The organism is Rhizobium sp. R339 (assembly GCF_002211395.1).
In the GTDB taxonomy this organism is placed as follows: Bacteria; Pseudomonadota; Alphaproteobacteria; order Rhizobiales; family Rhizobiaceae; genus Rhizobium.
The window spans coordinates 156,558-181,026 of sequence record NZ_LOKV01000027.1 but is presented as its reverse complement, the minus strand read 5'-3'; the positions used below and the strand labels follow the sequence as shown (position 1 = coordinate 181,026).

General features: G+C 59.4%; 26 protein-coding genes. 11 read left to right on the top strand and 15 right to left on the bottom strand.

Annotated elements, in window-relative coordinates; all coding sequences use genetic code 11:
* Window positions 1-2: 2 nt before the first annotated feature.
* The 3 genes from ATY76_RS29625 to ATY76_RS29615 all read right to left on the bottom strand — a co-directional run bounded on the left by ATY76_RS29625 (window position 3) and on the right by ATY76_RS29615 (window position 2,422).
* Window positions 3-272, bottom strand: coding sequence for a DUF2282 domain-containing protein (locus tag ATY76_RS29625; protein ID WP_088678203.1), 270 nt, complete (start codon window positions 270-272; stop codon window positions 3-5).
* A 216-nt stretch (window positions 273-488) separates the two neighbouring features.
* Complete coding sequence (locus tag ATY76_RS29620; protein WP_190233768.1) at window positions 489-1,532, bottom strand: patatin-like phospholipase family protein; 1,044 nt, start codon at window positions 1,530-1,532, stop codon at window positions 489-491.
* A 59-nt stretch (window positions 1,533-1,591) separates the two neighbouring features.
* On the bottom strand, window positions 1,592-2,422 hold the full coding sequence (locus ATY76_RS29615) for a 3-hydroxybutyrate dehydrogenase (protein WP_088678201.1): 831 nt from the start codon (window positions 2,420-2,422) through the stop codon (window positions 1,592-1,594).
* Between the two features lie 181 nt (window positions 2,423-2,603).
* Between ATY76_RS29615 and ATY76_RS29610 the strand changes: the two genes are divergently transcribed.
* The 4 genes from ATY76_RS29610 (at window position 2,604) to ATY76_RS29595 (ending at window position 6,056) form a co-directional block, all read left to right on the top strand.
* Window positions 2,604-3,500 (top strand): LysR family transcriptional regulator, encoded by an 897-nt coding sequence (locus ATY76_RS29610; RefSeq protein ID WP_088678343.1) that lies wholly within the window; start codon window positions 2,604-2,606, stop codon window positions 3,498-3,500.
* A gap of 231 nt (window positions 3,501-3,731) precedes the next feature.
* Window positions 3,732-4,193: a cupin gene (locus tag ATY76_RS29605; RefSeq protein ID WP_245310176.1), complete on the top strand. Its 462-nt coding sequence runs from the start codon at window positions 3,732-3,734 to the stop codon at window positions 4,191-4,193.
* A gap of 90 nt (window positions 4,194-4,283) precedes the next feature.
* Window positions 4,284-5,486, top strand: coding sequence for an MFS transporter (locus tag ATY76_RS29600; protein ID WP_088678199.1), 1,203 nt, complete (start codon window positions 4,284-4,286; stop codon window positions 5,484-5,486).
* A gap of 120 nt (window positions 5,487-5,606) precedes the next feature.
* On the top strand, window positions 5,607-6,056 hold the full coding sequence (locus tag ATY76_RS29595; RefSeq protein ID WP_190233767.1) for a DUF302 domain-containing protein: 450 nt from the start codon (window positions 5,607-5,609) through the stop codon (window positions 6,054-6,056).
* Window positions 6,057-6,783: 727 nt separating this feature from the next.
* Here ATY76_RS29595 and ATY76_RS29585 read toward each other — a convergent pair.
* From ATY76_RS29585 to ATY76_RS29565, 5 genes are all read right to left on the bottom strand, one after another.
* Complete coding sequence (locus tag ATY76_RS29585; RefSeq protein WP_141105058.1) at window positions 6,784-7,230, bottom strand: antibiotic biosynthesis monooxygenase; 447 nt, start codon at window positions 7,228-7,230, stop codon at window positions 6,784-6,786.
* A 279-nt stretch (window positions 7,231-7,509) separates the two neighbouring features.
* Window positions 7,510-8,082, bottom strand: a complete 573-nt coding sequence (gene gfa, locus ATY76_RS29580; RefSeq protein ID WP_088678195.1) for an S-(hydroxymethyl)glutathione synthase — start codon at window positions 8,080-8,082, stop codon at window positions 7,510-7,512.
* Between the two features lie 60 nt (window positions 8,083-8,142).
* The gene (gene fghA, locus ATY76_RS29575; RefSeq protein ID WP_088678194.1) at window positions 8,143-8,979 is read right to left on the bottom strand and encodes an S-formylglutathione hydrolase; all 837 of its coding nucleotides are present in this window, start codon (window positions 8,977-8,979) and stop codon (window positions 8,143-8,145) included.
* Between the two features lie 52 nt (window positions 8,980-9,031).
* The gene (locus ATY76_RS29570; RefSeq protein WP_088678193.1) at window positions 9,032-9,307 is read right to left on the bottom strand and encodes a DUF3861 domain-containing protein; all 276 of its coding nucleotides are present in this window, start codon (window positions 9,305-9,307) and stop codon (window positions 9,032-9,034) included.
* Between the two features lie 10 nt (window positions 9,308-9,317).
* A complete protein-coding gene (locus ATY76_RS29565) occupies window positions 9,318-10,424 on the bottom strand; it encodes an alcohol dehydrogenase catalytic domain-containing protein (protein WP_088678192.1) in 1,107 nt (368 codons plus the stop codon).
* Between the two features lie 143 nt (window positions 10,425-10,567).
* Between ATY76_RS29565 and ATY76_RS29560 the strand changes: the two genes are divergently transcribed.
* From ATY76_RS29560 to ATY76_RS29530, 7 genes are all read left to right on the top strand, one after another.
* Window positions 10,568-10,918, top strand: coding sequence for a DoxX family protein (locus ATY76_RS29560; RefSeq protein WP_088678191.1), 351 nt, complete (start codon window positions 10,568-10,570; stop codon window positions 10,916-10,918).
* A 56-nt stretch (window positions 10,919-10,974) separates the two neighbouring features.
* Window positions 10,975-11,592: a TetR/AcrR family transcriptional regulator gene (locus ATY76_RS29555; protein WP_190233757.1), complete on the top strand. Its 618-nt coding sequence runs from the start codon at window positions 10,975-10,977 to the stop codon at window positions 11,590-11,592.
* Window positions 11,593-11,960: 368 nt separating this feature from the next.
* On the top strand, window positions 11,961-12,815 hold the full coding sequence (locus tag ATY76_RS29550) for a hypothetical protein (protein WP_088678189.1): 855 nt from the start codon (window positions 11,961-11,963) through the stop codon (window positions 12,813-12,815).
* Window positions 12,816-12,828: 13 nt separating this feature from the next.
* Window positions 12,829-13,419 (top strand): YceI family protein, encoded by a 591-nt coding sequence (locus tag ATY76_RS29545; RefSeq protein ID WP_245310136.1) that lies wholly within the window; start codon window positions 12,829-12,831, stop codon window positions 13,417-13,419.
* 435 nt (window positions 13,420-13,854) lie between these two features.
* Window positions 13,855-14,982 (top strand): S-(hydroxymethyl)glutathione dehydrogenase/class III alcohol dehydrogenase, encoded by a 1,128-nt coding sequence (locus tag ATY76_RS29540; protein WP_088678187.1) that lies wholly within the window; start codon window positions 13,855-13,857, stop codon window positions 14,980-14,982.
* A 111-nt stretch (window positions 14,983-15,093) separates the two neighbouring features.
* Window positions 15,094-16,668 carry a Re/Si-specific NAD(P)(+) transhydrogenase subunit alpha gene (locus tag ATY76_RS29535; RefSeq protein ID WP_088678186.1) on the top strand — a complete coding sequence of 525 codons (1,575 nt, stop codon included), beginning with the start codon at window positions 15,094-15,096 and terminating at the stop codon, window positions 16,666-16,668.
* Between the two features lie 22 nt (window positions 16,669-16,690).
* Complete coding sequence (locus ATY76_RS29530; RefSeq protein ID WP_088678185.1) at window positions 16,691-18,064, top strand: NAD(P)(+) transhydrogenase (Re/Si-specific) subunit beta; 1,374 nt, start codon at window positions 16,691-16,693, stop codon at window positions 18,062-18,064.
* Between the two features lie 376 nt (window positions 18,065-18,440).
* Here ATY76_RS29530 and ATY76_RS29525 read toward each other — a convergent pair whose 3' ends face one another.
* The 7 genes from ATY76_RS29525 to ATY76_RS29495 are packed head-to-tail and all read right to left on the bottom strand — an operon-like array spanning window position 18,441 to window position 24,451.
* Entirely contained in the window at window positions 18,441-18,761 is a 321-nt protein-coding gene (locus tag ATY76_RS29525) for a 2Fe-2S iron-sulfur cluster-binding protein (protein WP_074071251.1), read from the bottom strand.
* Between the two features lie 33 nt (window positions 18,762-18,794).
* Window positions 18,795-20,036 carry an FAD-dependent oxidoreductase gene (locus ATY76_RS29520; RefSeq protein WP_088678184.1) on the bottom strand — a complete coding sequence of 414 codons (1,242 nt, stop codon included), beginning with the start codon at window positions 20,034-20,036 and terminating at the stop codon, window positions 18,795-18,797.
* A gap of 1 nt (window position 20,037) precedes the next feature.
* Window positions 20,038-20,592, bottom strand: coding sequence for a cupin domain-containing protein (locus ATY76_RS29515; protein WP_088678183.1), 555 nt, complete (start codon window positions 20,590-20,592; stop codon window positions 20,038-20,040).
* The gene (locus tag ATY76_RS29510) at window positions 20,585-21,253 is read right to left on the bottom strand and encodes a 4-carboxy-4-hydroxy-2-oxoadipate aldolase/oxaloacetate decarboxylase (RefSeq protein ID WP_088678182.1); all 669 of its coding nucleotides are present in this window, start codon (window positions 21,251-21,253) and stop codon (window positions 20,585-20,587) included. The genes ATY76_RS29515 and ATY76_RS29510 overlap by 8 nt, the downstream gene beginning before the upstream one ends.
* A 36-nt stretch (window positions 21,254-21,289) precedes the next feature.
* Window positions 21,290-22,204 (bottom strand): ABC transporter substrate-binding protein, encoded by a 915-nt coding sequence (locus tag ATY76_RS29505; RefSeq protein WP_088678181.1) that lies wholly within the window; start codon window positions 22,202-22,204, stop codon window positions 21,290-21,292.
* Between the two features lie 31 nt (window positions 22,205-22,235).
* The gene (locus ATY76_RS29500) at window positions 22,236-23,261 is read right to left on the bottom strand and encodes an amidohydrolase family protein (protein WP_088678180.1); all 1,026 of its coding nucleotides are present in this window, start codon (window positions 23,259-23,261) and stop codon (window positions 22,236-22,238) included.
* Window positions 23,261-24,451, bottom strand: a complete 1,191-nt coding sequence (locus tag ATY76_RS29495; protein WP_088678179.1) for a cytochrome P450 — start codon at window positions 24,449-24,451, stop codon at window positions 23,261-23,263. Before ATY76_RS29495 ends, ATY76_RS29500 begins: the two co-directional genes overlap by 1 nt.
* Window positions 24,452-24,469: the final 18 nt, after the last annotated feature.

Sequence of the window (24,469 nt, the reverse complement as noted above, 5' to 3'; positions counted from 1 at the left end):
GGTCAGGCCTTGGGTTCGGTGCTGCCGCCGGCAATTTTGCTGCAGGTGCCGGCCGGAATGTAAATCCAGGAATCCTTGGCATTATCGGCCGTCGCCGTGCCGGCGCAGGAATGGCTGGCGGTCTGGCAGTCGTTCAGGCCAGCCTTGACGACGCCAAAGCATTTTTCGAATGAGAAATCCGGCTTGGCGGCAGGGCCGGCAAAGGCGCTGGCTGTGCTCATGGAGGCGGCAGCGGCAATAGCCGAGCTGATAAGAAAACGTGAAGCATTCATGAGAAGTCTCCTGGTTCGTGGGGTCAAACCGCCATCGGCTTGACTGACTAACTTTCCCAGAAGTCCGCTTCCGTCTGAAATGCTGTCTCCGCATGGTTTCGATACGCCGTCTCTATGCTTCGGCGGTCGATCCCATCCAAAAAAGAGCCCCCGTCGGAAAAGACGAGGGCTCAAGAGGCAGCATTCTGCAAATGCCGGGAGTAAGGTTGTCGAGGATCAAAGATAGCGTTCGCGGATGTCCACCGTCGATCGTTTGCCGATGTCGTCGTAGTTGGCAAGCAGCCAGAGATCGGCGCATTCACGGCCGCGATCCCTCAGGTCCACGAGCGCTCCCCAGTCCGCGTTCAGCTTGCTCGACACGCTGAGGTTCGTCATCGTGTCGTCGTCGGAGATACCGTGCACGAAAACACGCTTGAGATTGGGGGGCGGCGTCATCTGGGCGTCGATAAGCTGCGTCACGAAAGCCACAGCGCGCATCTCCCTGAGCAGCGACGAGTTGAAGCTGATCTCGTTGATGCGATTGAGAATTTCGCCTGCGGTACGCGGCAGGTCGGCTCTTTCGATCGGGTTGATATGGACCACGAGGACATCGGGCGTATCGCAGCCATAGATCAGCGGGAATATTGCGGGATTTCCCATATAGCCACCGTCCCAATAGGCTTCCCCATCGATTTCCACCGCCTGGAACAGGAAAGGCAGGCAGGCGGACGCCATAACGGCATCGACGGAGAGTTCGTCATTGCCGAAGACCTTCACCTTGCCGGTCCTCACATTGGTGGCACAAATGCTGAGTTTGACGGGGCAGCGCGCCATTCGGATGGCGTCGAGATCGATCGATTGTTCCAGCACCTGGCGCAGGGGATTGAAATTGAATGGGTTGAACTGGTAGGGCGACATCAGCCGGGTGACCAGGTCGAACATGACAAATGCCGGGGAGAACTCCAACGATTTCGAACCAGTAAGACGGTCGAGCAAAGTCGGCTGCAACGGTCCCGATGCGGCCGCATGGCTGACGCGGCGCCAAAAATTGGCGAGCGCGCTCTGCGCCCCGCTTCGTCCGCCGGCTGCAAGGCCGTACGCCATGACGGCGGCATTCATCGCACCGGCGCTCGTCGCCACGATGCCTTCAAAAGAAAGGCTGGGCTCATCAAGCAGCCGATCGAGCACGCCCCAGGTGAAGGCGCCATGCGCACCGCCGCCCTGCAATGCAAGATTGATCATCCGTGGTTCACGCCCGGCAACGGAAAATTCGGGCTGCATTCTGGGCTGTGTTCCTATGTGTTCGTTCACGATTGCCTCCCCTTGGTTCGAATGATTGGTCAGTGCGCGGTCCAGCCGCCGTCGACCGGAATAGCGGTCCCGGTGATCGATCCGGCAAGATCGCCGCAGAGAAACACGGCGAGCGCACCCATTTCTTCGATGGTTGCAAAACGCTTGGTTGGTTGGTTCTTCAGGAAAACATCGCGGATCACCGCATCTCGGGCGATCTTATGCGACTTCGCCTGATCTTCGATCTGATGTTCGACGAGCGGCGTCCAGACATAGCCGGGGCAGATCGCATTGGATGTGACGCCGAATTCCGCGCCTTCGAGGGCGATCGTCTTTGTGAAGCCGACGATGCCATGTTTGGCCGCAACATAGGCGGACTTGAACGGCGATGCGACCAGTCCATGAGCCGAGGCGACATTGATGATCCGGCCGTAGCCTCTGGCGCACATCCCGTCGAATGTCGACTGCACCAGATGAAAGGCGGCGGAGAGATTGATGGCCAAGATGGCGTCCCACTTTTCCGGCGGGAACTTGCCGATCGGCGAAACGTGCTGGATGCCGGCATTGTTGATGACGATGTCGACCTGGCCAAACCGTGCGGCCGCCCTCTCGACCATCATTCGAATGGCTTCCGGTTTTGCCATGTCAGCGGCGTCATAGGCGACGTCGACGTCGTTGTCGCCTGCGATGCCGGAACGCAGCGCCTCGATCTCGGCAGGGTCGCCAAAGCCGTTCAACATCACGGCCGCACCTGAGCGAGCAAGCGCGTGCGCAATGCCAAGACCGATCCCGCTGGTGGAGCCGGTGACGATGGCGCTGCGCCCTTCCAGGGGCTTGCGGCCGACGAGAGTATCAATTTCGGGATCAAAGGCGTTCAGCATATGCGCTCTCCACTGCGATCGACGACACTTTCTGGCGTCATGCAGTCACAGTGGAGTATCGGCGCTCACTTTAGAAATGCCGGTCTGGTATGGAATTGATAAATCCATGGCATTGGATGAGAATGCCGCCGCTGCAGAGAATTGCAGCATAGTAAAAATCGCGTTCATCCCGGGGGCGACGATGGATATTCATCATATACGTTATTTCTTGGCCGTCTGCGAAACACGCAATTTCACGCGCGCAGCCGAAAGATGTAATGTTACTCAACCGGCCCTTAGCCGCGCCATACAGCAGCTTGAGGACGAGGTCGGTGGCCTGCTGTTCCGCCGAGAGCGCAATCTCACTCATATCACCGATCTCGGCAATCTGCTCCGGCCACGGTTCCAGCAGATTCAGGATGAGCTCATGGGCGTTCGGACGGAGGCCTCACGGTTTCTATGTCTCAGCGAAGCCAACCTCAAGGTCGGTATCATGTGTACGATCGGGCCGCGGCGGTTCACCGGTCTCCTGACCGACTTCAACATGCGTCACAAGGGTATCCAGCTGCAACTGATCGAAGGCGTGCCGACGAGACTGTCCGATCTGTTGGAGACCGGCGAAATCGATGTGGCGCTGATGTCAACGGCAACGGATTTTCCGGAACGGTTCGACGTGACCTCGCTCTTCCGCGAGAGGTTCATGCTCGCCTTTCCTGCCGGCCACAGGCTCAGTCAATACGACGCCATTCCCATTGCCGCGATCGACGGCGAAGTGTACCTGCGTCGCGTCAACTGCGAATATTGGGACTACCTCTCGGATCTTTGCGATGCGCAAGGTGTCAAGACGCTCGTTTCCTATTCCAGCGAACGCGAAGACTGGATTCAGAACCTTGTCGCCGGCGGCTTGGGCATTTGCTTCATCCCTGAATATAGCGCCGTCATTCCCGGACTGCAGGTGCGACCAGTCGCGGAACCGGAGGTCAGCCGGGAAGTCTGTCTTGTGACTGTCGCAGGCCGTCGCTTTTCGCCGGCGGTTTCCGTCTTTGTCGGCGCCGTGAAATCCTATGGCTGGGCTTCCCCGCCAACCCGACCGCATTGATTGATGTATCGTACTGCCCCTCTTGAACATGGCCTGGCATTCGCCGGGCTTTTGGTGCTTGTTCGGCAATCGGCAATAGCCCACGGCTATCGAATTCAAAAGCATCTGGCATTTCTCTTTCGATCGGCGCTCCGCCACTCTCCTCACATGCTCGACACCGATCTTGCCGAGCCCCAACAAGGAGAACCACCGATGTTGCCTTCATTCAAAACCCGCCGAGTCTCTTTGGCTATGCTTGCCTTTAACGCACTGACGTTCGCCGCCGGCCTGCACGCCTCATTCGCCTTTGCCGGTGACTGCCCAGCCGGTCAAGTTGCCGAAGATGGCATGAAGCCTGGTGCGACGATGCCGAAGGGCGTCACCGACAGCGTCCTCAAGACAATCGATCTTTCCTCCAAGGGTGATGCCTGGAAGGGCAGCATGCTGCGCATGCGAAAGCTCGTCGTAGAGCCGGGCGGCGTTGTTCCCTGGCATTCGCATGATATGCGCCCGGCAAATATCCTGATCGCCTCCGGCTCGATCACCGAATATCGCAGCACCTGCAAGGTGCCGATCCTGCACAAGGCGGGTGAGGTCACCGCCGAGTTCGGCCACCTCTCCCATTGGTGGAAGAACAACGGCAAGGTTCCGGCCGTGCTTTATTCCTCCGACATTTTGAGCCCGGAGATGCACGACGACAAGGCAGCGATGTGATCGCTGCCTTGTCCGTTGATCCAGCCCTTTGAGCCACGCTCCGGCGTTTTCGGCCATTGCCGAAATCGCCGCATTTCGGGGGACCTAGCAATGACCGATATCGAACAGCCGCTCGCATCCCTTCATGCGGATAAAACCCTTCGTGCGGACAGTTGGCGATTTGGACTGATCGCCCTTATTGCGTTCCTGACCCTTGTCGACCTCTTCGCGGCACAGGCGGTGTTGCCTTCGCTGGTGGAGAGATTCCAGGTGAGCCGGGCCACGATGGGCTTTGCCGTCAATGCCAGCACATTCGGCATGGCAATCGCCGGTCTGCTCGTGGCTTTTTTTGGCGGTGATGTCGACCGGCGCAACGGCATCTGGATCAGTCTCGCCCTTCTGTCCATTCCGACGACGCTGCTGGCATTTACCGACAACATTATTGTCTTTGCAGCGTTACGGGTGCTTCAGGGACTATGCATGTCGACCGCCTTTACGCTCACGGCGGCCTACCTGTCTGAACATTTTTCCGCCGGGAAGACCGCCGGAGCGCTCGCAGCCTATGTCACCGGCAATGTCGCGAGCAATCTTTTCGGCCGTATGTTGTCTGCCGCTATCGCCGGCATCGGCGGCCTTTCGCTGAATTTTCTGATATTCGCAGGACTCAATCTCCTCGGCGCCGCGTTGGTCTGGTTCACGCTCAAGAAAACCGCGAGCATGATGCGCACGAACAATCGAGGCAGCGTTGCCAGGCGCATCTGGAGCGTTCACCTTGCCGATCCGGACCTGCGCCGCGTCTTCGTGATGGGTTTCCTGATCCTGTTCGTGTTCATCGGCACCTATACCTATGTGAACTTCCAGATCGTCGCGCTGGGCGTGGCGCCGATGGCGCTCGGCCTTGTCTACCTTGTCTTTCTCCCTTCGATCGTGACCACGCCGTTTGCCGGGAAGCTTGCAAGCCATGTCGGGTCGAAAGCGGCAATCGTGTTGACCCTGGCAATGGCCGTCCTCGGCCTCGTGGCGCTTCTCAGCACAAATTTGCCAATCATTCTCGGCGGATTGACACTGGTGGCAATCGGCACGTTCCTGGCGCAAGCGATTGCCACCGGCATCATCGGCCGGCGTGCGATGAGCGACAAGGCCGGTGCCAGCGGCATCTATCTGGCATCCTACTATACCGGCGGCATGATCGGCAGTCTGGCTCTCGGACAGGTCTATGACCATCTCGGCTGGAACGCCTGCGTGTTCGTCCTGATCACCGCACTCGGTGCAGCAATGCTGTTCGGAAGTTCGCTAAGCGCGCCGCCACCATAAGTCCAGCCGATCGAAGCAGCCGGAACGCTGTTCCGCCCCGACCTGACAACTACGCCGAAGATTTACCCAACCAAAGGAGTGAATGACATGCAAAGAGTGATCAACCTGTTCTTCATCGCCATGCTTTCATTGGCTGCCGCGAACGTGGCAACGCCCGTCCCAGTCGCCCAGGCAGGTGCCCGCGACGGCGTCGTTGTTTTGAAAAGCCGTTACTCGGTTGACGAGACCGTCAGTAAGATCAAGGCCAATGTCGCTGAGAAGGGCATCATGCTGTTCGATGATATTGATCAAGCGGCGCTCGGCACGGCTGCCGGCAACAAGGTCCTCGCTTCCCGGCTGATCCTGTTCGGCAATCCGGCACTCGGAACGACATTCATCACCGCCAATCCCAAAGCAGGGCTTGATTGGCCGGTCCGCGTTCTCGTCTACGAAACGAAGGACGGGGCGGTTCGCGTCGCGTACACTGATTTTGCCTGGATCGCGCGACGCCACGGCATCACCAGCCGCGACAAGCAGTTCAAGATGGCGTCTGAGGTCATCAAAGCGGTGACGGAACCGGTTAGCCAATAAACCCGCCGGCTGACGGCTGATTGAGCGTGCCCGACCATACCATTTGGGTCGGGCCTTCTGTTATCTTATCGAACGACCTGAACTGTGAGCCCTCGCCTTGAAGGGATCTGAACCACAAACCACCTGCGCAGATAGTTTGAACAAAGAACGCGGCGATGAGATCAGGCAAGACTCCGACGAGATTTGCACCAGCTCCGGGGAAATTTTCGGCCCGGCGCATCTTCTCCATGGCTTGAGCCACCACGGCGCTTCGGATCGCAGACCACGTTCACGCAAACGATGGTCCGCCCGTTCCTTGCGTGGCACGTCCGGCTGAACCCTTTGGTGACACTTCCTTTGACCGCGGCATCTCGCCGCTGGTTCAGCGCCGAACCAGCATTGTTTCGTGAGACGCGGTGGCGTGTTGGTGGAATCGGGAACGCTCATGAAGCCGACTAGCAGTCGGTAATTGCCGGATTTTCGGCGCTCCCAAGAACGATCGCGACTAAAAGAACAGTTCGGCGACGTTTGTCGATTTAAGATCTCAAGCAATAAGACCGGCGAGTGCCAAATTGATGGAGAGCTCGCTAGGCTCTCGAAACCCCTCTTTCGTCAAGTAAGTAGCGGGTGTCGCCTTACCAAGGCGTTGAGCTCCCCCTGTGCTATCTGTGCAGAAACCACCCCATCCATCGAAGCAAGTACGGCAACGCGCCGAAGACCATTGTGATCACGATCAGGACCGTGAAGATCACCATGCGTGGAACGAATGGACAGATTGAAGAATGGGGAACAGGAACCAGACGTAAAAGGAAGCGATGGGAAAGATGCCCATCCAGATTACGATGGCCATGCGCCAGCGCGGAGGCTGTTTGTTGCCGGTCAGTCCCGAGGCGGAAAACCACAGTTCGGTCGTTTTAAACGTCCGGTATTCGGGAGCGTGGCTGGAGACTTCCTTGATCCGTTCGTGCCACTCGTGCGCAACTTGAGACCGACGCCAGGCATCGAGATCGCATTGCGAGACAAAGCTCAGAACGACATGAAACTCCTCGCCCTGGACACGCGGGGGGATGAGAGTCGAGAAGAGGTAACCCTTCGCGCGCGCGCAGGCTTCGAGCATTCCTCTGGCGAGTTCTTCGTAATCCTTTTCTCGGCCAGGATCGGCACGACGATGTACGATGCGGGTTACCTGTCCCATATTTCTCCCTCTCAAGTTTGCTGGCCGTATGTATGTTTCGGATGAAGGTACCGATATGTGCAACGATGTCCGCGAACTTCGGATCGCCCCGATGCGTGGGGGATCCTGGTGAAGCTTGAGGCCGCAAAATTGTGGTTCGGAGCCACTTCGTTTCGCTCGGCTTCTGGATAATGTGCTTTAGGTGGTCGTGGTGCTGCGAGGGTCCAATCGATGTCAGTCGTCAGCGGAATACATCCGAATCGGTGTGGTAGAGCCGGGCCGTGCCCGGCTCTATGCAAGCTAAGCCGGCAGAACGCCGTTCTTCTTCGCCGTCCAGGTGGCGATGTAATCCATCAGGCCGGGTGACAGGCAGTCGTAAGGTTCAAGGTCCAGCTCGCTAAGGCGCGCGCGGACGCTCTCCATTTGCGCCGGATCGCAACCGCTCTCGATGATCGAAGAGACGAATGCAGCAAAACCGGGTTCTGCCCAACCGCCTTCCTCGAAGCGCTCCGGATGCAGAAACGAGAGCCCCTTGAACGGGTGATCGCGCTCGACGGGTCCATGCATGTGGACGCCGCATTCCTTGCAGGCATGCCGCTGGATCAGCGCATTGGCGTCGACGACGGCAAGCTTGTCGCCATTCTCGATCACCTCGACGTTTTCAGACGGAGCGACCGCAACGATCGAAAAGGCTGCGCCTTCCGGCTTCCAGCACTTTGTGCAGCCGCAGGCGTGATTGTGGGCGATATCGCCCTTGATCTTCACTTTCACCGGATTCTTGATGCATTCACAGACGAGTGTCCCACCCGCAAAGGATGCCGCACCCTTCTTCAATCCTCCATCGAGATAAGGATGTATGCCGATATGAGCCATTGCTTCTTCCTTCGATTTTGCCGGGCACCATCCCCGGCCTTCTGACGGCATTGCGGCAGATCAGCGGTTGAGCCGCTCAGCGTGCCACTTCAAATGGTCTTCCATGAAAGTCGAAATGAAATAATAGGAGTGGCCATAGCCCTCCTGCATTCGCAGGTTCAGCCGGATGCCGGCTTTTTCGCAGGCTCTCTGCAGTTCAGATGGACGTAGTCCGTCCTCGAGAAACCCGTCGGCCGTTCCCTGGTCGACAAGGAGCTCGGGGAATTGGAAGCCATCTTCTATGAGCGCACAACTGTCATATTGCCGCCAGGCGCCTTCGTCAGTGCCGAGATAGCGCTCGAAGGCGGGGCGGGACCACCCAGCCACTGTGGGCCGCGCAATCGGCGCGAATGCAGAGCAGCTGCGGAAGCGGTCTGGGTGCTTCAGGGCAAGCGTGATCGCCCCATGGCCACCCATCGAATGTCCGAACACGCCCTGGCGGGCCATGTCCGCGGGAAACTCCGAAGCAATAAGACGGGGAAGCTCCTCCGAGACATAGGAATACATACGGTAGTTCACATCGAACGGCGGGCATGTCGCGTCGAGATAAAAGCCGGCACCACTGCCAAACTGCCAATTGCCGGGATCGTCCGGCACGCCGTCGCCTCTTGGGCTTGTGTCTGGGCAAATGACGATCAACCCCAGGAGTGCGGCGACCCGCCGATACTCACCCTTCTCCATGGCATTGGCATGGGAGCAGGTCAGTCCCGACAGATACCAGACCACTGGGCATGGACGCTCCTGCGCTTGCGGCGGCAGATAGACGGCGAAAGTCATGTCGCAGCTGCAGGTGTCGGAGCGATGGGCGTAGACCCCTTGGGTGCCGCCATACGACCGCTCGAGCGAAATCGTCTTCATGTCATGATCCTCGATTGCCTCCGATTGCGCCGCAGTCGGTACGGCTGCGGCGTCAGCGTTTCAGGGACTTCATGAAGCTGCCGATATGCGGGAACAGTTCCTTAAAAGGCGTATCCGCTCGGTGTCTCATGAGAACCTCTGTGAAGAGCTTCAGTCCAACGGTGAACTCTGCCGTCTCATCGTCAGGCAGCAGCTGCTTTTGGCGCACTGCCGAGAGGATTTTGAACAGATCGTCGTGGTTGGTGGTTTGGAAAACGAGAGCTTCGTCGGCAGCAGAAGGGACGTCGCCCTCCAGCCGCTCCACCGTGACCCGGTAGTTATGAGCCATTGGCGCTTCCTTACAGTTCGATGGCGTAGTAGGTGAACCCGCCCTCGTCCTTGCCGACGCCCGAGATCGCATCATTGATCTTCTCCAACGGCCACACCATTGGCGACATGACCGACATGTCGATGATGCCAGCCTCGACCATCGCAGCGATTTCCATGCCTTCAGCGGCGGTGAACCAGACCGAGCCGATCAATTCCATCTGCTCGTCCATCCACCATTTGACGTCGACAGGCAAAGCTCCGGAGGTGCCGCCGATGTTGACGATGCGACCGCCCCGTCTGACGCCGCCCATCGCGTCCAGCAAGGAATCCAAAGGGGCCTTTGCGCCGAGCGTATCGAGCATGAGGTCGGCGCCGCTTCCGTTGGTCTGCTCTTTGACGAAGCTTCCCGACGATCCATTGACATTCGAAAAAGTGACGATCCGGTCGGGAGCGATCGCCTTCAGCCGCTTAAGCAGCGTCTCGCCCCTGGCGACGGCATAGATTTTTGCGACGCCCATGGCCAGCGCGAACAGCGTGGCCCCCAGCCCCAGAGTGCCGGTCGCACCGTTGATGATCAGGGTCCTGCCCATCAGCGGCCCGCATTTCTTGAGGGCGGCGTAGGCGGTGCCAAGATAACCAAGGCGAGAGCCTTGGACGAAACTCATGTTGTCGGGGATCTTGATGACCTGCGCCTGTGGGGCGAGCATGAATTCGCCGAAGCCACCGTAAGGATAGCGCGCGAACATCTCCAAGCTCTTTTGATTGTAGCCGAAGTAGCCACCGAGGGTCCAATGTTCGCAAGCCTGCGGCTTGCCCGACGAACAATGGTGGCAAGCGCCGCAGAATCGACCGGGATTCACGTACACCCTGTCGCCCGGCTTGACGCTGACGACCTGAGGGCCGACCTCATGGACGATCCCGCTCGGATCGAGGCCATGGATTGCCGGGCGCGGCGGGAGTGGCATCTGCGGATACCAGGTCTCCCAATTGGCCAGGACGTTCGCCAAATTCGGGACCATTCCACATGCCCTCACGCGGACGACGACATCGCTTCCGGTTGCCTTCGGCCGCTCGACTTCATCAATCCTCATCGGTTGACCAACGGCATGCAGGCGCGCAGCACGCATCATTTCCATAAGCTTTCCCTCCCAAACTCAGAGATCGAGTCGTATTGACATCCTAATTGGATTGTGAATACCGTTTAGTATCTGAAAAAGCAAGCGAGGATTGCCAATTATCCTCGCGGACGCGGCTAGAGGCCGGCGTCAAGGGAGGAGACATGGACTTCGTGTTGGTTGACTGGCTCCGCATTCTTTGCGGCGCTTGGCTTATTCCCCATCTCATCGGCAAGGGACTGCATTATCAGAAGGCCGGTGGAACATTCGAGGCGGCAGGCTTCAAGCCCGGGAAGCTGTTCGTTGGCCTCACCATGGTTGCGGAAGCTTGCGCGGCGGTCGGTCTGATTTTCTCGATATACCCGCGGGTTGCAGCCCTTTTCGGCGCTCTGGTGCTGCTCGGAGCGGGCTATGCGGTTGTGAAAATCAACGGCATGAACTGGCGCTGGCAGAAGATGGGTCCCGAGTATCCGATTTTCTGGGCACTCGTTTGTGTTCTAACGGCTCTTGTGTGACGACCTTGTTTTGAGGTACGCCTCGGTCTCTGGATACGCAAGGAACGGATTTGCGAATGGCACGGCTGACACGTGAGCAAAGTCAAGCTCGCACAAAGGAAAAACTTTTGGCGTCCGCTTACGAGGTCATGGCACGCTACGGATATGCCGGGGCTTCGATCGAACGCATCGCTGAAGAGGCGGGCTACTCGAAGGGGGCGTTTTATTCGAATTTTGCCAATAAGGAAGATATCTTCCTGCAACTCCTTGCCGGTAACGCGGGTGGCGACGTCGTTCAGCTGACCGAGCTTCTTGGAAAACACGATGACCCGATGGGACTGATTGATGTCTTGGCAGGGTGGGCAAACGATCGCGGCGACGATCGCCGATGGGGCATGCTGGCGATAGAGCTTCTTCGGATGGCCCAACATGACCACACGCTCGGAGACCGCCACATAAAACTATTCAGGGATCAATGGGAAGGCGTCGGCAAGATCCTTATCGACAAGCTGAACCTTGTTCTGCAGCCGCCGGCGAGCCCATTCTACATTGGCGGTATCGTGCTCGAGCTTACTTATGGCGGCATTTCCAGCTTCCTCAAGGACGGCGCACCTGGGGACATGGTCCGAGTCGTGCTGAGGGAAATGTACCGGTCCTCACGCGCGTCGGCGCCCGCCAAAGCGGCTATAGCATAACCAAAATCATCCGCCATCTGATCATGTGAAGTGCGCGCCGCGGCCGGGCGCGCTCTTGAGCATGAGCAATAGCTCGGCGCATGTCGAAAGGACTTACCAAGTGCTGGAAAGCAAATCTTTCCGCGCAAATCGGCTTGACATCGTGAAACTCAAAGACTAGCGTTCATCCAGAAACCATATGGTATGTGAAAACCAAGTGGTATTTAGGCCGAGGGCGGCGACCGCTGCTGAGGAGCATGCGGGATATGGGGGGATCATGGACAAAGTCATAGTCATGGCGACCTGTCGAAGCGCAAGAGCTGCATAAGACACCACTTGGTCGTGCGCGTCAGCGGCACGTCGTGGATTGGCAATTCGGAAATCACTACATGCTTGAATTTGGCAACTCCCCTCAGGAGGCGCTGGTCGCGTCCCTGCTCGCCATGGCGCTTGCTGGATTTCTTGTGTCTGGCCTGATGCGTTGGCGCGGCTTGGCTCGGCCGACCGACCTCCTGATGCCCGCAGGATTGCTGGCAGCCTATTGGCTCACCTACAACAAAGTGCCGACATTTCCGCCCGTCGGTGCGGTCAACAAGGTATTTTACGTGATCGCCATCGGAACGGCGATCGGCTTCGCCGCCGAGATAGCGGCCCCACGCGCGGTGCGCCTTCTTGCGCTCCTGCAGCCGGTCGCGGCCGCATTTTATGTCGGTTCGCCGCGATTGGGGACAGCGTCCTGGGAAGTCGCGCTCGCCGCGGTCGCCGGAATGGCGATCATGGGGATGGTCATGTGGCGCGGAGCAACAGGTGCAGAGGACGACGTGAGGCGAGGCGGTGTCGTTGCCGTACTTGCTGCCGGCTTTGCACCGATTGCCCTTCTCGGCGCCTCATCTTCCTCGTTTCAGCTCTGCCTGATGTTTGCGGCTGGATGCTTCGGAATTCTAATTGTTCACGCAGCAAAGCCGGCCTTCCGTTTTGGCGGCGCCTCGTGCCTCGGCGCCTTGGGCGGCCTCATCGCCATCGCCGATACCGTCGTGCTGATCACGCGCAAAGCCGATCTCATCGCACTTGCGGTACTCGCTCTCTGCGCTGTGCTGCCGGCGCTCTCGGAACGTATCTGCTTGAAGCTCGGCCTTTCTCGGCCGTTTCCACGCCATTTCGTCCATGTCGCCTTGGCTGCACTGCCGGCTGCAGCGGCGTTTGCCGTCGCGTTCGTGGATTATGGATCAAGCTTTCCAGTTTAACAGGAGGAGGAGAATGAAAATGAAATACAGATTAGCAGCATTGCTACTTTCGATGACGGCGCTCGCCGGCGTGGTCTCGCCCGCCTCGGCCGCGAAATTCGACATTGATCCGGTGCATTCGGGTATTGCGTTCTACATCGATCATCTTGGCTTCTCAAAGGTGATCGGAGTCGCGCAAGAGTTCTCCGGCACGTTCGATTTCGACGCTTCCAAGCCGGACGCCAGCAGTCTCGATGTCAAGGTCACCGTTGCGTCGATCTCGACGAATAACAAACAGCGTGATGGCGACATCCAGGGCGCCGACTGGTTCAACGCCACGGAATTTCCGGACATCACTTTTGTCGGCAAGGAGTTCAAAAAGACGAGCGACAACACCGGCCAGGTCGTCGGAGATCTGACGATAGCGGGAGTGACGAAACCCACGACTTTGGACGTCACGTTCAACAAGGAAGGGCAGAACCCCTGGGACAAGAGCCACGTTGTCGGGTTCAGCGCCACGACCAAAGTCAAACGCAGCGATTTCGGCATGAAGGCAGCGCTCGGCATGATCGGCGATGAGGTCGATATCGTGATCCAAGTGGAAGGCCGCGAACACAAGGCGTGATGCGAGACCGTCAGGTCGCCTCCCGAAACGGCGCCGTCGTGTTATCGCGACGGCGCCTTTTTTGTTCAGCTTCGCCTCAGGCTGCGGATTTGGCGATCAGCCCCTTGATTTCCATCGCCGATTTCGCTGAGCGCTGTGAAGGTTCGTAGGCATGCCCGAGCGATCCGTAATCGTTCAAAGAACATCAGATACTTTTTAGTATGCAGATGCTATTTGGTATGTTAACGAAGATCCGGTGCGGCTGGCGGTGAAGACGTTGCTGCGCCGAACTGAGGGAGGGCTACGATTTCTACGATTGCGATCTCGGTCACGGGGACTCTCCGCATCCTTTGCCTGGACGCGGCTAGTTCACTTCATTCCCTATTGCCTCCGGTATCAGGCATTGATCACTGCCCTATCGGAACAGGCTTGGTTTTCATTGAAAGGAAATTCTAAATGGACGTACGCGCCGCCGTAGCCGTTCAGGCCGGCAAACCGCTCGAAGTGATGACCGTGCAGCTCGACGGCCCGAAGGCCGGCGAAGTGCTGGTGGAGGTCAAGGCGACGGGCATTTGCCACACCGACGATTTCACCCTGTCCGGCGCCGATCCGGAAGGCCTCTTCCCCGCCATTCTCGGCCATGAGGGCGCGGGCATCGTCGTCGACGTCGGCCCCGGCGTCACCTCGGTCAAGAAGGGCGATCACGTTATCCCGCTTTACACGCCGGAATGCCGCGAATGCTATTCCTGCCTTAGCCGCAAGACCAATCTCTGCACCGCGATCCGCTCGACCCAGGGCCAGGGTCTGATGCCCGACGGCACCTCCCGCTTCTCGATCGGCAAGGACAAGATCCACCACTATATGGGCTGCTCGACCTTCGCCAATTACACGGTGCTGCCGGAGATCGCCCTTGCCAAGGTCAATCCAGACGCCCCGTTCGACAAGATCTGCTATATCGGCTGCGGGGTGACGACCGGCATCGGCGCGGTGATCAACACCGCCAAGGTCGAGATCGGCGCCACCGCGATCGTCTTCGGTCTCGGCGGCATCGGCCTCAACGTGCTGCAGGGCCTGAGGCTGGCCGGCGCCGACATGATCATCGGCGTCGACATCAATCCTGACCGCAAGGAATGGGGCGAGAAATTCGGCATGACGCACTTCGTCAATCCGAAGGAGGTCGAGGGCGACATCGTGCCCTATCTCGTCAACATGACGAAGCGCAACGGCGACCTGATCGGCGGCGCCGACTACACCTTCGACTGCACCGGCAACACCAAGGTCATGCGCCAGGCGCTGGAAGCATCCCACCGCGGTTGGGGCAAGTCGGTCATCATCGGCGTTGCCGGCGCCGGCCAGGAGATCTCCACCCGGCCGTTCCAGCTGGTCACCGGCCGCAACTGGATGGGCACCGCCTTCGGCGGCGCGCGCGGGCGTACCGACGTGCCGAAGATTGTCGACTGGTACATGCAGGGCAAGATCCAGATCGATCCGATGATCACCCACACGATGCCGCTCGAAGACATCAACAAGGGCTTCGACATGATGCACAAGGGTGAAAGCATCCGCGGCGTGGTCGTGTACTGACGCGAATCTCCGAACTGAATGCGGCGAAGGTTTTCATTGGTTTAGCCTCGGCCGGACCGAAACCCAGCGTCGCGTCGGATCAGTGACTTTCAAATTTTAAGGGAGGGATACGTGCTAATAGGGTCGCCTCGAGAGAGGCTGGAAGGAGAGGCGCGCGTTGCAATGACGCCTGACAGCGCCACACAGCTTCAGAAGCTCGGATATCAATGTGCCATCGAAACTGGCGCCGGCAAACCCGCCGGCTTCTCCGACGATGCCTACCGTGCTGCCGGGGTAACGGTTGTCGACAGCGCCGAAACGCTCTTTGCAAGCGCCGACGTGATCGCCAAAGTGCGCCCGCCGGAGTCAAGCGAAGTGGCGAGGCTTTCGAGCGGCAAGACGCTGATCTCATTCTTCTATCCGGCACAGAACAAGGACCTGCTGGACCAGGCGAAATCGACCGGCGCCACCGTGATCGCCATGGACATGGTGCCGCGCATCTCGCGCGCCCAGAAGATGGACGCCCTCTCCTCCATGGCCAATATTGCCGGTTATCGCGCCGTGATCGAGGCCGGAAATAATTTCGGCCGCTTCTTTACCGGTCAGGTGACCGCCGCCGGCAAGATCCCGCCTGCCAAGGTCCTGGTCATCGGCGCGGGCGTCGCCGGTCTTGCCGCGGTCGGCACCAGCGTTTCGCTCGGCGCCATCACCTATGCTTTCGACGTGCGGCCGGAAGTCGCCGAGCAGATCGAATCCATGGGCGCGGAATTCGTCTTCCTCGACTTCGACGAACAGCAGCAGGACGGCGCTGCGACGGGCGGCTATGCCGCGCCCTCCTCGCCCGAGTTTCGCGCGGCGCAACTGAAGAAGTTCCGCGAAATCGCGACTGACATCGACATCGTCATCACGACGGCGTTAATCCCGGGCCGCGACGCGCCGAAGCTCTGGCTTGGCGACATGGTAGCCACGATGAAGCCGGGTTCGGTCATCGTCGACCTTGCCGCCGAGCGTGGCGGCAATTGCGACCTGACCGTCCCGGACCAGAAAATCGTATCCGACAACGGCGTCACCATCATCGGCTACACCGACTTCCCAAGCCGCATGGCCGCACAGGCTTCGACGCTCTATTCGACCAACATCCGCCACATGATGACGGACCTGACCCCAAATAAGGATGGCGTCATCGTCCACAACATGGAGGACGACGTGATCCGTGGTGCGACGATCGCTTTGAAGGGCGAGATCACATATCCGCCGCCACCGCCAAAGATCCAGGCGATTGCCGCCCAGAAACCCAAGGAAAAGGCCAGGGAGCTGACGCCAGAAGAAAAGAAGGCCGCGGAAGCCGCCGGCTTCAGGTCTGCGACGCGAAACCAGGTCGGGCTTCTCATCATTGGCGGTCTGCTCATGCTCCTCATCGGCGCTTTTGCGCCGCCGGTGTTCATGGGCCATTTCATCGTCTTCGCACTCGCCTGCTTCGTCGGCTTCCAGGTGATCTGGGGCGTGTCGCACTCGCTGCATACGCCGCTCATGGCAATCACCAACGCCATCTCCGGCATCATCATCATTGGAGCGGTCCTGCAGATCACCGCGGGCGGTTGGCTGGTGACGGCGCTTGCTGCCCTTTCCGTGGCGATCGCAACGATCAACATCGTCGGCGGGTTCATGGTGACACGCCGCATGCTGAACATGTTCCAGAAGTCCTGACCGGGTCGAGGGAGAATTGACAATGTCTATCGGTATCCAGACCGCGGCCTATATCGCAGCCTCGGTCCTCTTCATCCTCGCGCTTGGCGGTCTTTCGGGCCAGGAAAACGCAAAGCGCGCCGTGTGGTACGGTATCGTCGGCATGGCGATCGCCGTCATTGCGACGATCTTCGGGCCAGGCGTCGGCCTTTCGGCGGTACTCATCGTCATGCTCGTGATCGGCGCAGTCGTCGGGGCGGTCATGGCGCGGCGCGTCGAAATGACCGGCATGCCGCAACTCGTGGCGGCCCTTCACTCCTTTGTCGGCCTTGCCGCCGTCTTTATCGGCCTCAACTCCGATGTCACGGCGCATGAATTCACTGCGCATGCCGAGCAGATCATCCACGAGGTGGAAATCTTCCTCGGGGTCTTCATCGGTGCTGTGACCTTCACCGGTTCGATTATCGCCTATGGCAAGCTCTCAGGCCGCATCGGCGGTAGGGCGCTGATCCTGCCCGGCCGCCATGCCTTCAACATCGCGATGGTCGCCACCTCTCTCATCCTCATGCTGCTCTACATGAACGGCGTGGGCTCATGGACGCTTTATATGATGACGCTGATCGCCTTCGTCATCGGCGCCCATCTCGTCATGGCGATCGGCGGGGCCGACATGCCGGTCGTCGTTTCCATGCTCAACTCCTATTCCGGCTGGGCGGCTGCAGCGACCGGTTTCCTGCTTGGAAACGACCTTCTGATCGTTACCGGCGCACTCGTCGGCTCCTCCGGAGCAATCCTCTCCTACATCATGTGCAAAGCCATGAATCGGCAGTTCCTGTCGGTGATCCTCGGCGGTTTCGGCAATGCCTCTGGCCCGGCAATGGCTGTCGAGGGTGAACAGGTTGCGATCGACGCCGAAGGCGCTGCCGCTGCCCTCAACGATGCCGACTCGGTCATCATCGTGCCCGGCTACGGCATGGCGGTTGCACAGGCACAGGGCGCGGTCTCCGAGCTCACGCGCAAGCTGCGTGCGACCGGCAAGGACGTACGCTTCGCCATTCATCCCGTCGCTGGACGCCTGCCCGGCCACATGAATGTGCTTCTGGCCGAAGCAAAGGTGCCCTACGACATCGTTCTGGAAATGGACGAAATCAACGAGGATTTTTCGAACACGGACGTTGTCATCGTCATCGGCTCCAACGACATCGTCAATCCCGCAGCACAGGAAGATCCGAATTCGCCGATATCAGGCATGCCGGTGCTGGAGGTCTGGAAGGCCAAGCAGGTCTTCGTTTCCAAGCGCGGTCAGGGCACCGGCTACTCCGGCATCGAGAACCCGCTGTTTTACAAGGAAAACACCCGGATGTATTATGGCGATGCGAAGGATTCCATCAACAAGCTGCTACCGATCATTAACTGAGGCTGCTCTTGTCTTTTTGGGAGGGAGGAGTGCTTGCCTGCATGGCCGATTCCCTCCCTAAAAGGAGCGCCAGAACGCCATTCACCGCCCCAGAGCGCAGAAAAGCTCATGTCTTCAAGAAAAGCGAGGCCAGCCGGGATGACTCTCGTGTCGCAAACCCCGATTGATTGGTCAGTGCAGTCAGCTGATCGAAACTAGTCCGATCGGTTCACGTGGCATAGATTTATCGCTGCTTATGTAAGGCAAACGTGTGCAGACCGGCTCAGCACAGGGAGCGGCCGAAGAGAGGCATGCGAGGTGACCAGCTCGGTTCCCCGAGCGATCGTATTTGCAAGATTGAGGTGTAATCTCCGTCAATCGGCCGAAGGACCTCGCTCTAGTCTTCGGGCGCAATTCCGATCACGATGCCACTGAGTGTCTCGTCGAACGGTAGCTGACAGGAAAGCCGGGAGTTCTCCTGGCGGTAGTCGGATCCCTCTAGCAGCTCGGTTTCATCGATCGAGGATACCGGCAAATTTGCGCTCGTAGGAAGCTGCTCGACATACACGTGGCAGGTGGCGCAGGACAGACAGCCGCCGCACATCGCCAAGAGCTCGTCAAACCCAGCGTTCCGGATATTCTCCATGAGCGAGGCGCCTATCCGTCCGTCGAAGCTATGGAGCTCTCCGTCCCTGGTCCGTACTGATATGGTAGCCATTTTTCCTCCACCTTCTCTAAGCCTCGAAAGGTCTCACGACATGACGAGGTCGATTTCCTTGAGTTGTCTTGATGTGTCCGCCAAAGCGGCCGGATCGATCCTCGCCGCGCTTTCGACAAGCTTTCGCCCCTGCACGTAATCGCGCGGCGAGTTGATGCAATCGAGGGCGAGAACCGCTCCGTTCTTCAGATAGATGACGCTGAAGCTTCGGGAGGCGGGATCTCCTCTCGTGACGACGCTGTCGAAGCCGTAATTGAGGCCGACCGTCTGCATTTTCAGATCGTACTGATTGGACCAGAACCACGGCGTTGCATCGTATTCCTTGAACTGATCACAGATCGCTTTGGCAGCGGTGGTCGCCTGATCGGTCGCGTTCTGTACGGATTCGATGCGGATGCCCGGCCCATTTTCCAAGCGGGCGCAGTCGCCGACGCAATAGATGTTCGGCAGCGACGTGCGGCAAAACTGATCGACATCAACACCATTGACGCCCTTGGCTCCCGCCGCGATCAGCGGATCGACCGACGGGATAATGCCAATTCCGACGACCACGATGTCGGATGCAATCGTCTCCCCCGATGCAAGAGCGACATGCGACACCCGGCGGTCGACGCCCTCGAAAGAAGCAACATTGCTGTTGAGACGAATGTCGACGCCGCGCGCCCGATGCTCGTTTTCGTAAAAGCGAGATATTGGCTCTCCAGCGACTCGGGCCAGCACGCGGTCAAGAGCTTCGACCAAGGTCACCTCCTTGCCGAGCTCCCGGAACACTGCGGCCGCTTCCAGGCCGACGTACCCGCCGCCGATGATCACGATCCTTTGTGCGTCGGGAAGAACATCGATCAGTGCGTCGCAATCCGCCTTGCTGCGGATGTAGAAAACGCCTGCCAGGTCTTTGCCGGGGCAGGTAAGCTTCCGCGGATCGCCCCCCGCGGCCCAAACCAGCTGGCCATAGGAAAAATGTTCGCCGCGATCGGTCATCACGGTGCGAGCGATGGCATCGACCCCGATCACATGCCGGCCAAGCAACAATTTGACCTCACGCGCGTCCCAGAAATCCTGGGGCCGCAGATGCATCCTGTCGAACGTCTTCTTGCCAGCCAGGTAGTCCTTCGAAAGCGAAGGGCGGTCGTAGGGAATTTCCGCTTCAGCGCCGATCAGCGCGATGCTTCCCGTAAAGCCGCACTGCCTGAGTGCGGCCGCCGTCTGCGAACCGCCGTGCCCGCCGCCGACGATCACGCAGTCGAAAGATTGGGTGAGGTTGCCGGGCTTCATCTCACGCCTCTCTTTCGGCGCCGATGAGGACGAAGCACAACGTGGCAGGCCTATCGCCCTTGTTGCGCCAGGCATGGCGCGTCCCGCACTGGACCACGACGTCGCCCTGCTTCAGCAAGGTTTCAGCGCCATCGTCGAGTTCGAGCCAGATCTCGCCGTCGAGCACAATGTCGTAATCGACCGTGTCGGTGGTATGCATGCCGGGCGCGTCAGGCTCGAACGCCTGGATCAGGCCGGGAATGTGGACTGCCTGCTCCTTGAAGGCGGAGGCGGGATCGACGGTCGCGAACACGGAGTCAGGCGGGAAGATGACGATCATCAGTTTGGTCGTTCCCGGTTCAGGCGTGATCAGCATTTGCGGTGGCGCCTGCTCCGCATGATCCTGCGGAAGGGCCGGCTTCGCGGCGGTGGCGTAAAGAACCGAAGTCAAATGTCCCGGTACAGATTCGTAAGCGTGGGCGTTGGGCGTCGGGCCATCGCTGACAAACACCGACTTGCCGTACCTGATGCCAGTGACAACGCGGCGAGGAATGCGCAGTTCAGTAGCCCTATTCATAGGTCAGGCCTTTCGCTTCGAGCTGCGCACGCATGTTATTGATGTCGAGGCTGAGTTTGCCGGACTCGTAGAGGCCGCGCTTTTCGTCTTCCATCTGCTGTCGCTTGCGGGCCTTCTCAAGCACCTGAGCTGCCTCGCCGCGCTTGACGACGCAGACCCCGTCGTCATCGGCAATGATCACGTCACCCGGTTCGATGTATGCTCTGGCGCAGACCACGGGCACCTGGACGTTCGCCAGCGTCTCCTTAACCGTGCCCTGCGCCGATATGGCCTTGGCCCATACCGGGAACTTCATCGCGCGCAGGTCGGCCACATCTCGGACGCCCGCGTCGGTCACCAGACCTAGAATTCCTCGTGCCTTGCAAGACGTGGCGAGTAGGTCGCCGAAATAGCCGTCGGTGCATGGCGAGGTCGGTGCGACAACCAGGATGTCCCCCGGTTGGGCCATCTCGAGCGCCACATGGATCATCCAGTTGTCGCCAGGCGGAACCTCGCAGGTTAGGGCCGTGCCACCGATGCGCGCGCCGTCGATTACCGGACGCAGATGCGGCGCCAGCAACCCTTTCCGTCCCTGAGCTTCATGGACAGTGGCGACGCCGAGCTTACCCAGCGCTTCGCATATTTGGCGGTCCGTCCGCGGGGTCTTTGTCATTACTTTCATTGAAAATCTCCTGGCGTAACGCGGCCGAATGGTCGTTCAGCGGAATGCAGCTTCGAGCAGGCCGCGATCGAACACGCCGCCCGCGACAGGTCTGGCTGCTTCGTCAAGCAAGTTCGCGCCGATCATAAGCTCTATGGTCGTGTCCATCGCAGCTTGCGGGATGGATAGGTCGCCCGGCCACATACCCATGTCGCGCATGTAGCGAAGGCCATGTGAAGCGAGAGCGGCGTCGTCTTTCGTTGTGATCCGCTGGAAAATCGGAAGCGTCACATCTTCCCGACCGGGGTCGTTGGTGATCGCATAGGCATCGATGAGCGCCCGCAGGAAACGGACAACGATATCGCGATTGCCGTCGACCCAGCTCTTGCGGCCGATGACGGCGGCGAAGACGATTTCAGGGATAACGTCGTTGATCTCGCCGATCAGGTTGAAGCCGTCCCGCTCGGCGAGGAAATTCCATGGTGCCGGCTGCGGCGCGCAGTCGATCTCTCCTGCCAGGAGCGCTTCCCAGCGCTTGGTGTGGATGCCGGTGAGCGCGAATTCATAGTCGCCTGGATAATGCAGCCCATCCTTGGAGAGCAGCATTTGGGTATAGATCGCGGTACCCTCGGTGAGGGACGACGTGCCGACCTTCTTGCCTTTAAGCTCCTTGATCGACTGGATCGAAGGCTGGGCGACGAGCGACATCGGCAGACGATTCGAGTTCGAGGCGATCACGCGCAGTTCACCACCTTTGACGAAGTTGGAGACGGCGCCTTCCGGCGGCGTGATGGCGAGGTCTGCTTCACCCTCCAGTACAGCGGTGGTCGCCTTGTCGACGGTGCCCATCTTCTTATATTCGATTGTCAGTCCATGCTTGGCGAAAATGCCGAGTTCTTCGGCGACGAAGACCGGTAGCCAGTTGAACCCTTGCGCCCCGCCTGCGAGGCTCAGATGTTGGCTCGAAGCCATTTGATTTCTCCCTGGTAGTTGCGAGCCGCCTTTAAAGGCCGCGCTCGCGTAGTCTCTTGTCCAACAGCGGGTAGACCCGCCGGGCGTTTCCTTCGAAGACTGCATGTCTCTGGTTGTCGCCGAGCGGGAGGCGATCGATGTATCTCTTGGTATCGTCGAAGGGATGGCCCGTCTCGGGATCGATCGCCTTGACCGCGCCGAGCAACTCCGAGCCGAAGAGGATGTTCTTGACGTCGACCACCTTGAACAGCGTGTCGATGCCTGCCTGATGGTAGACGCAGGTGTCGAAGAACAGGTTGTTCATCAGGTGCTTGTCGAGGCTCGGCTTTTCGAGCATGATCGACAGGCCGCGGTAACGCCCCCAATGGTAAGGGGCGGCCCCGCCGCCATGCGGTATGATCAGCTTGAGTTCCGGGTGACGCTCGAACAGATCTCCCTGGATGAGCTGCATGAATACCGCGGTGTCGGCGTTGATGTAGTGCGCTCCCGTCATGTGAAGGCAGCGTTCGCAGGAGCTTGACACGTGGATCATCGCGGGAACCTGGAGGGCGACCATGGCCTCCCACATCGGGTCCCACCACGGATCGTAGATCGGCGGGGCGCTCCACCGTCCGCCCGAGGGATCGGGATTGAGATTGCAGCCGACGAAGCCGTTCCCGACGCAGCGCTCCAACTCGTCGACGACCGCGGAAAGGTCGCCGTCGACGGTCTGCGGAAGCTGGCAGACGGCAGCAAAGTTGTCGGGGAACATGTCGACGATGCGGCCGACATTGTCGTTCGAAAGACGCGACCACTCCTTGGCCACTGCCAGACCTGGAACGTGGTGGCCCATGCCGGAGGCACGCGGGCTTAGGAGCGTCACATGCGAACCGCGCTCGCGCTGTATCTTCAGCTGGTTTTCTTCGATGATGTCATGGAGCTGCTTGTCCGGAATGCCGGGATAAATGGGCTGCTCGGCCGCCTTGCCTTCCGCATAGGCGACCTGTGCCGTCCGGAAGGCGTGGTGCTCCGGTGGCTCCGTTGTGAAGTGGCCGTGGCAGTCGATGATGAGCGACATCAGGCGTTCCACTTCGCGGGCAGATCGGAGATGCCGCGGAATCGCCATCCCTTGCCCTTCATCTCGCGCGTGGGGTCGAGCCGGAGTTCAGGCAATTGCCTGAATACCTCCGCGAGCGCAATCTCGCCCATTGCCCTCGAAAGGAAGTGGCCGGAACAGAAGTGCGGGCGGAAGCCGAATGACAGGTGCTGCTTCTTCTTGCGGAACATGTCGAATGTATCGGCATTTTCGAAGCGGGATTCGTCGCGGTTGGCGGAGCCCATGACGATCGCCACAGAGGCTCCTTGCGGAATGACAGTTCCCGCTATCTCGAAATCCTCCCGGGCGACGCGCGGCGTCACACCGATCGGCGCGATCCAGCGGAGGCCCTCGTCGAAGGCGCGCATGGCATTTTCCTGTGGCTGCTCCGACATCACCTTCGCTTGCACGGTATTTGTAAGAAGGCCTGCGCAGGCGTTCGCTGCGGCGTGGCCTGGCTCCTGCAGGCCCCCGAGAATGATGACGCGCATTGTGGGCGAAATTTCTTCCCAGCTGCGGACCTCACCCTTCGGCATGCCGCCATACATGACGTGGCTCAGAAGCGAGTTGTTGGGCTTGGAAAGGCAGGTCTGATAAAGATCGCCCATCTGCCTGTCGATGTCGGCAAGCGCATCATCGAGCCGCTTCCAGACTGCCGCGTCGTTGCTGACATTCTGCAGGCCGAGCGCCATCGCGTGGAACCACTCGACGAGCGTCTCATTGGGGGTTTCCGTCAGGCCGATAACGTCGCCGATACAACGCACCGAGATCGGCTCGAAGAGTTCGGTCGTAAGGTTCGCTTCTCCCTTCTTCTTGACGGAGTCGATATAGCGCTGCACGACCGGGCGCGTCAGACCCTCGACAAACGAGCGTACGCGCTCCTGCGTAAGGTTCTGATCAATGCCCTCACGAAGGCATTGGTGGTCCTCGCCGGACATGGTGAGGACGTTTGGCATGCCCATCACACGGGCCTCGGGGCGGTCGGCCGATCCGGATGGTCCGAAGATCTTGTCGTTGCCCCCGATGGTCCGGCAATCATCGAACCGGGTGATGAAATATTCCTTCGTTCCCTCGAAGAACGCCACGGGCTGCTCTGAGCGCAAACGCGCGTAGACGGGATACGGATCCCGGTAGAGGTTTTCGCCCGTTAGTTCGGTGTGTGATCCCGTCATCGATTTCCTCCCAGAACT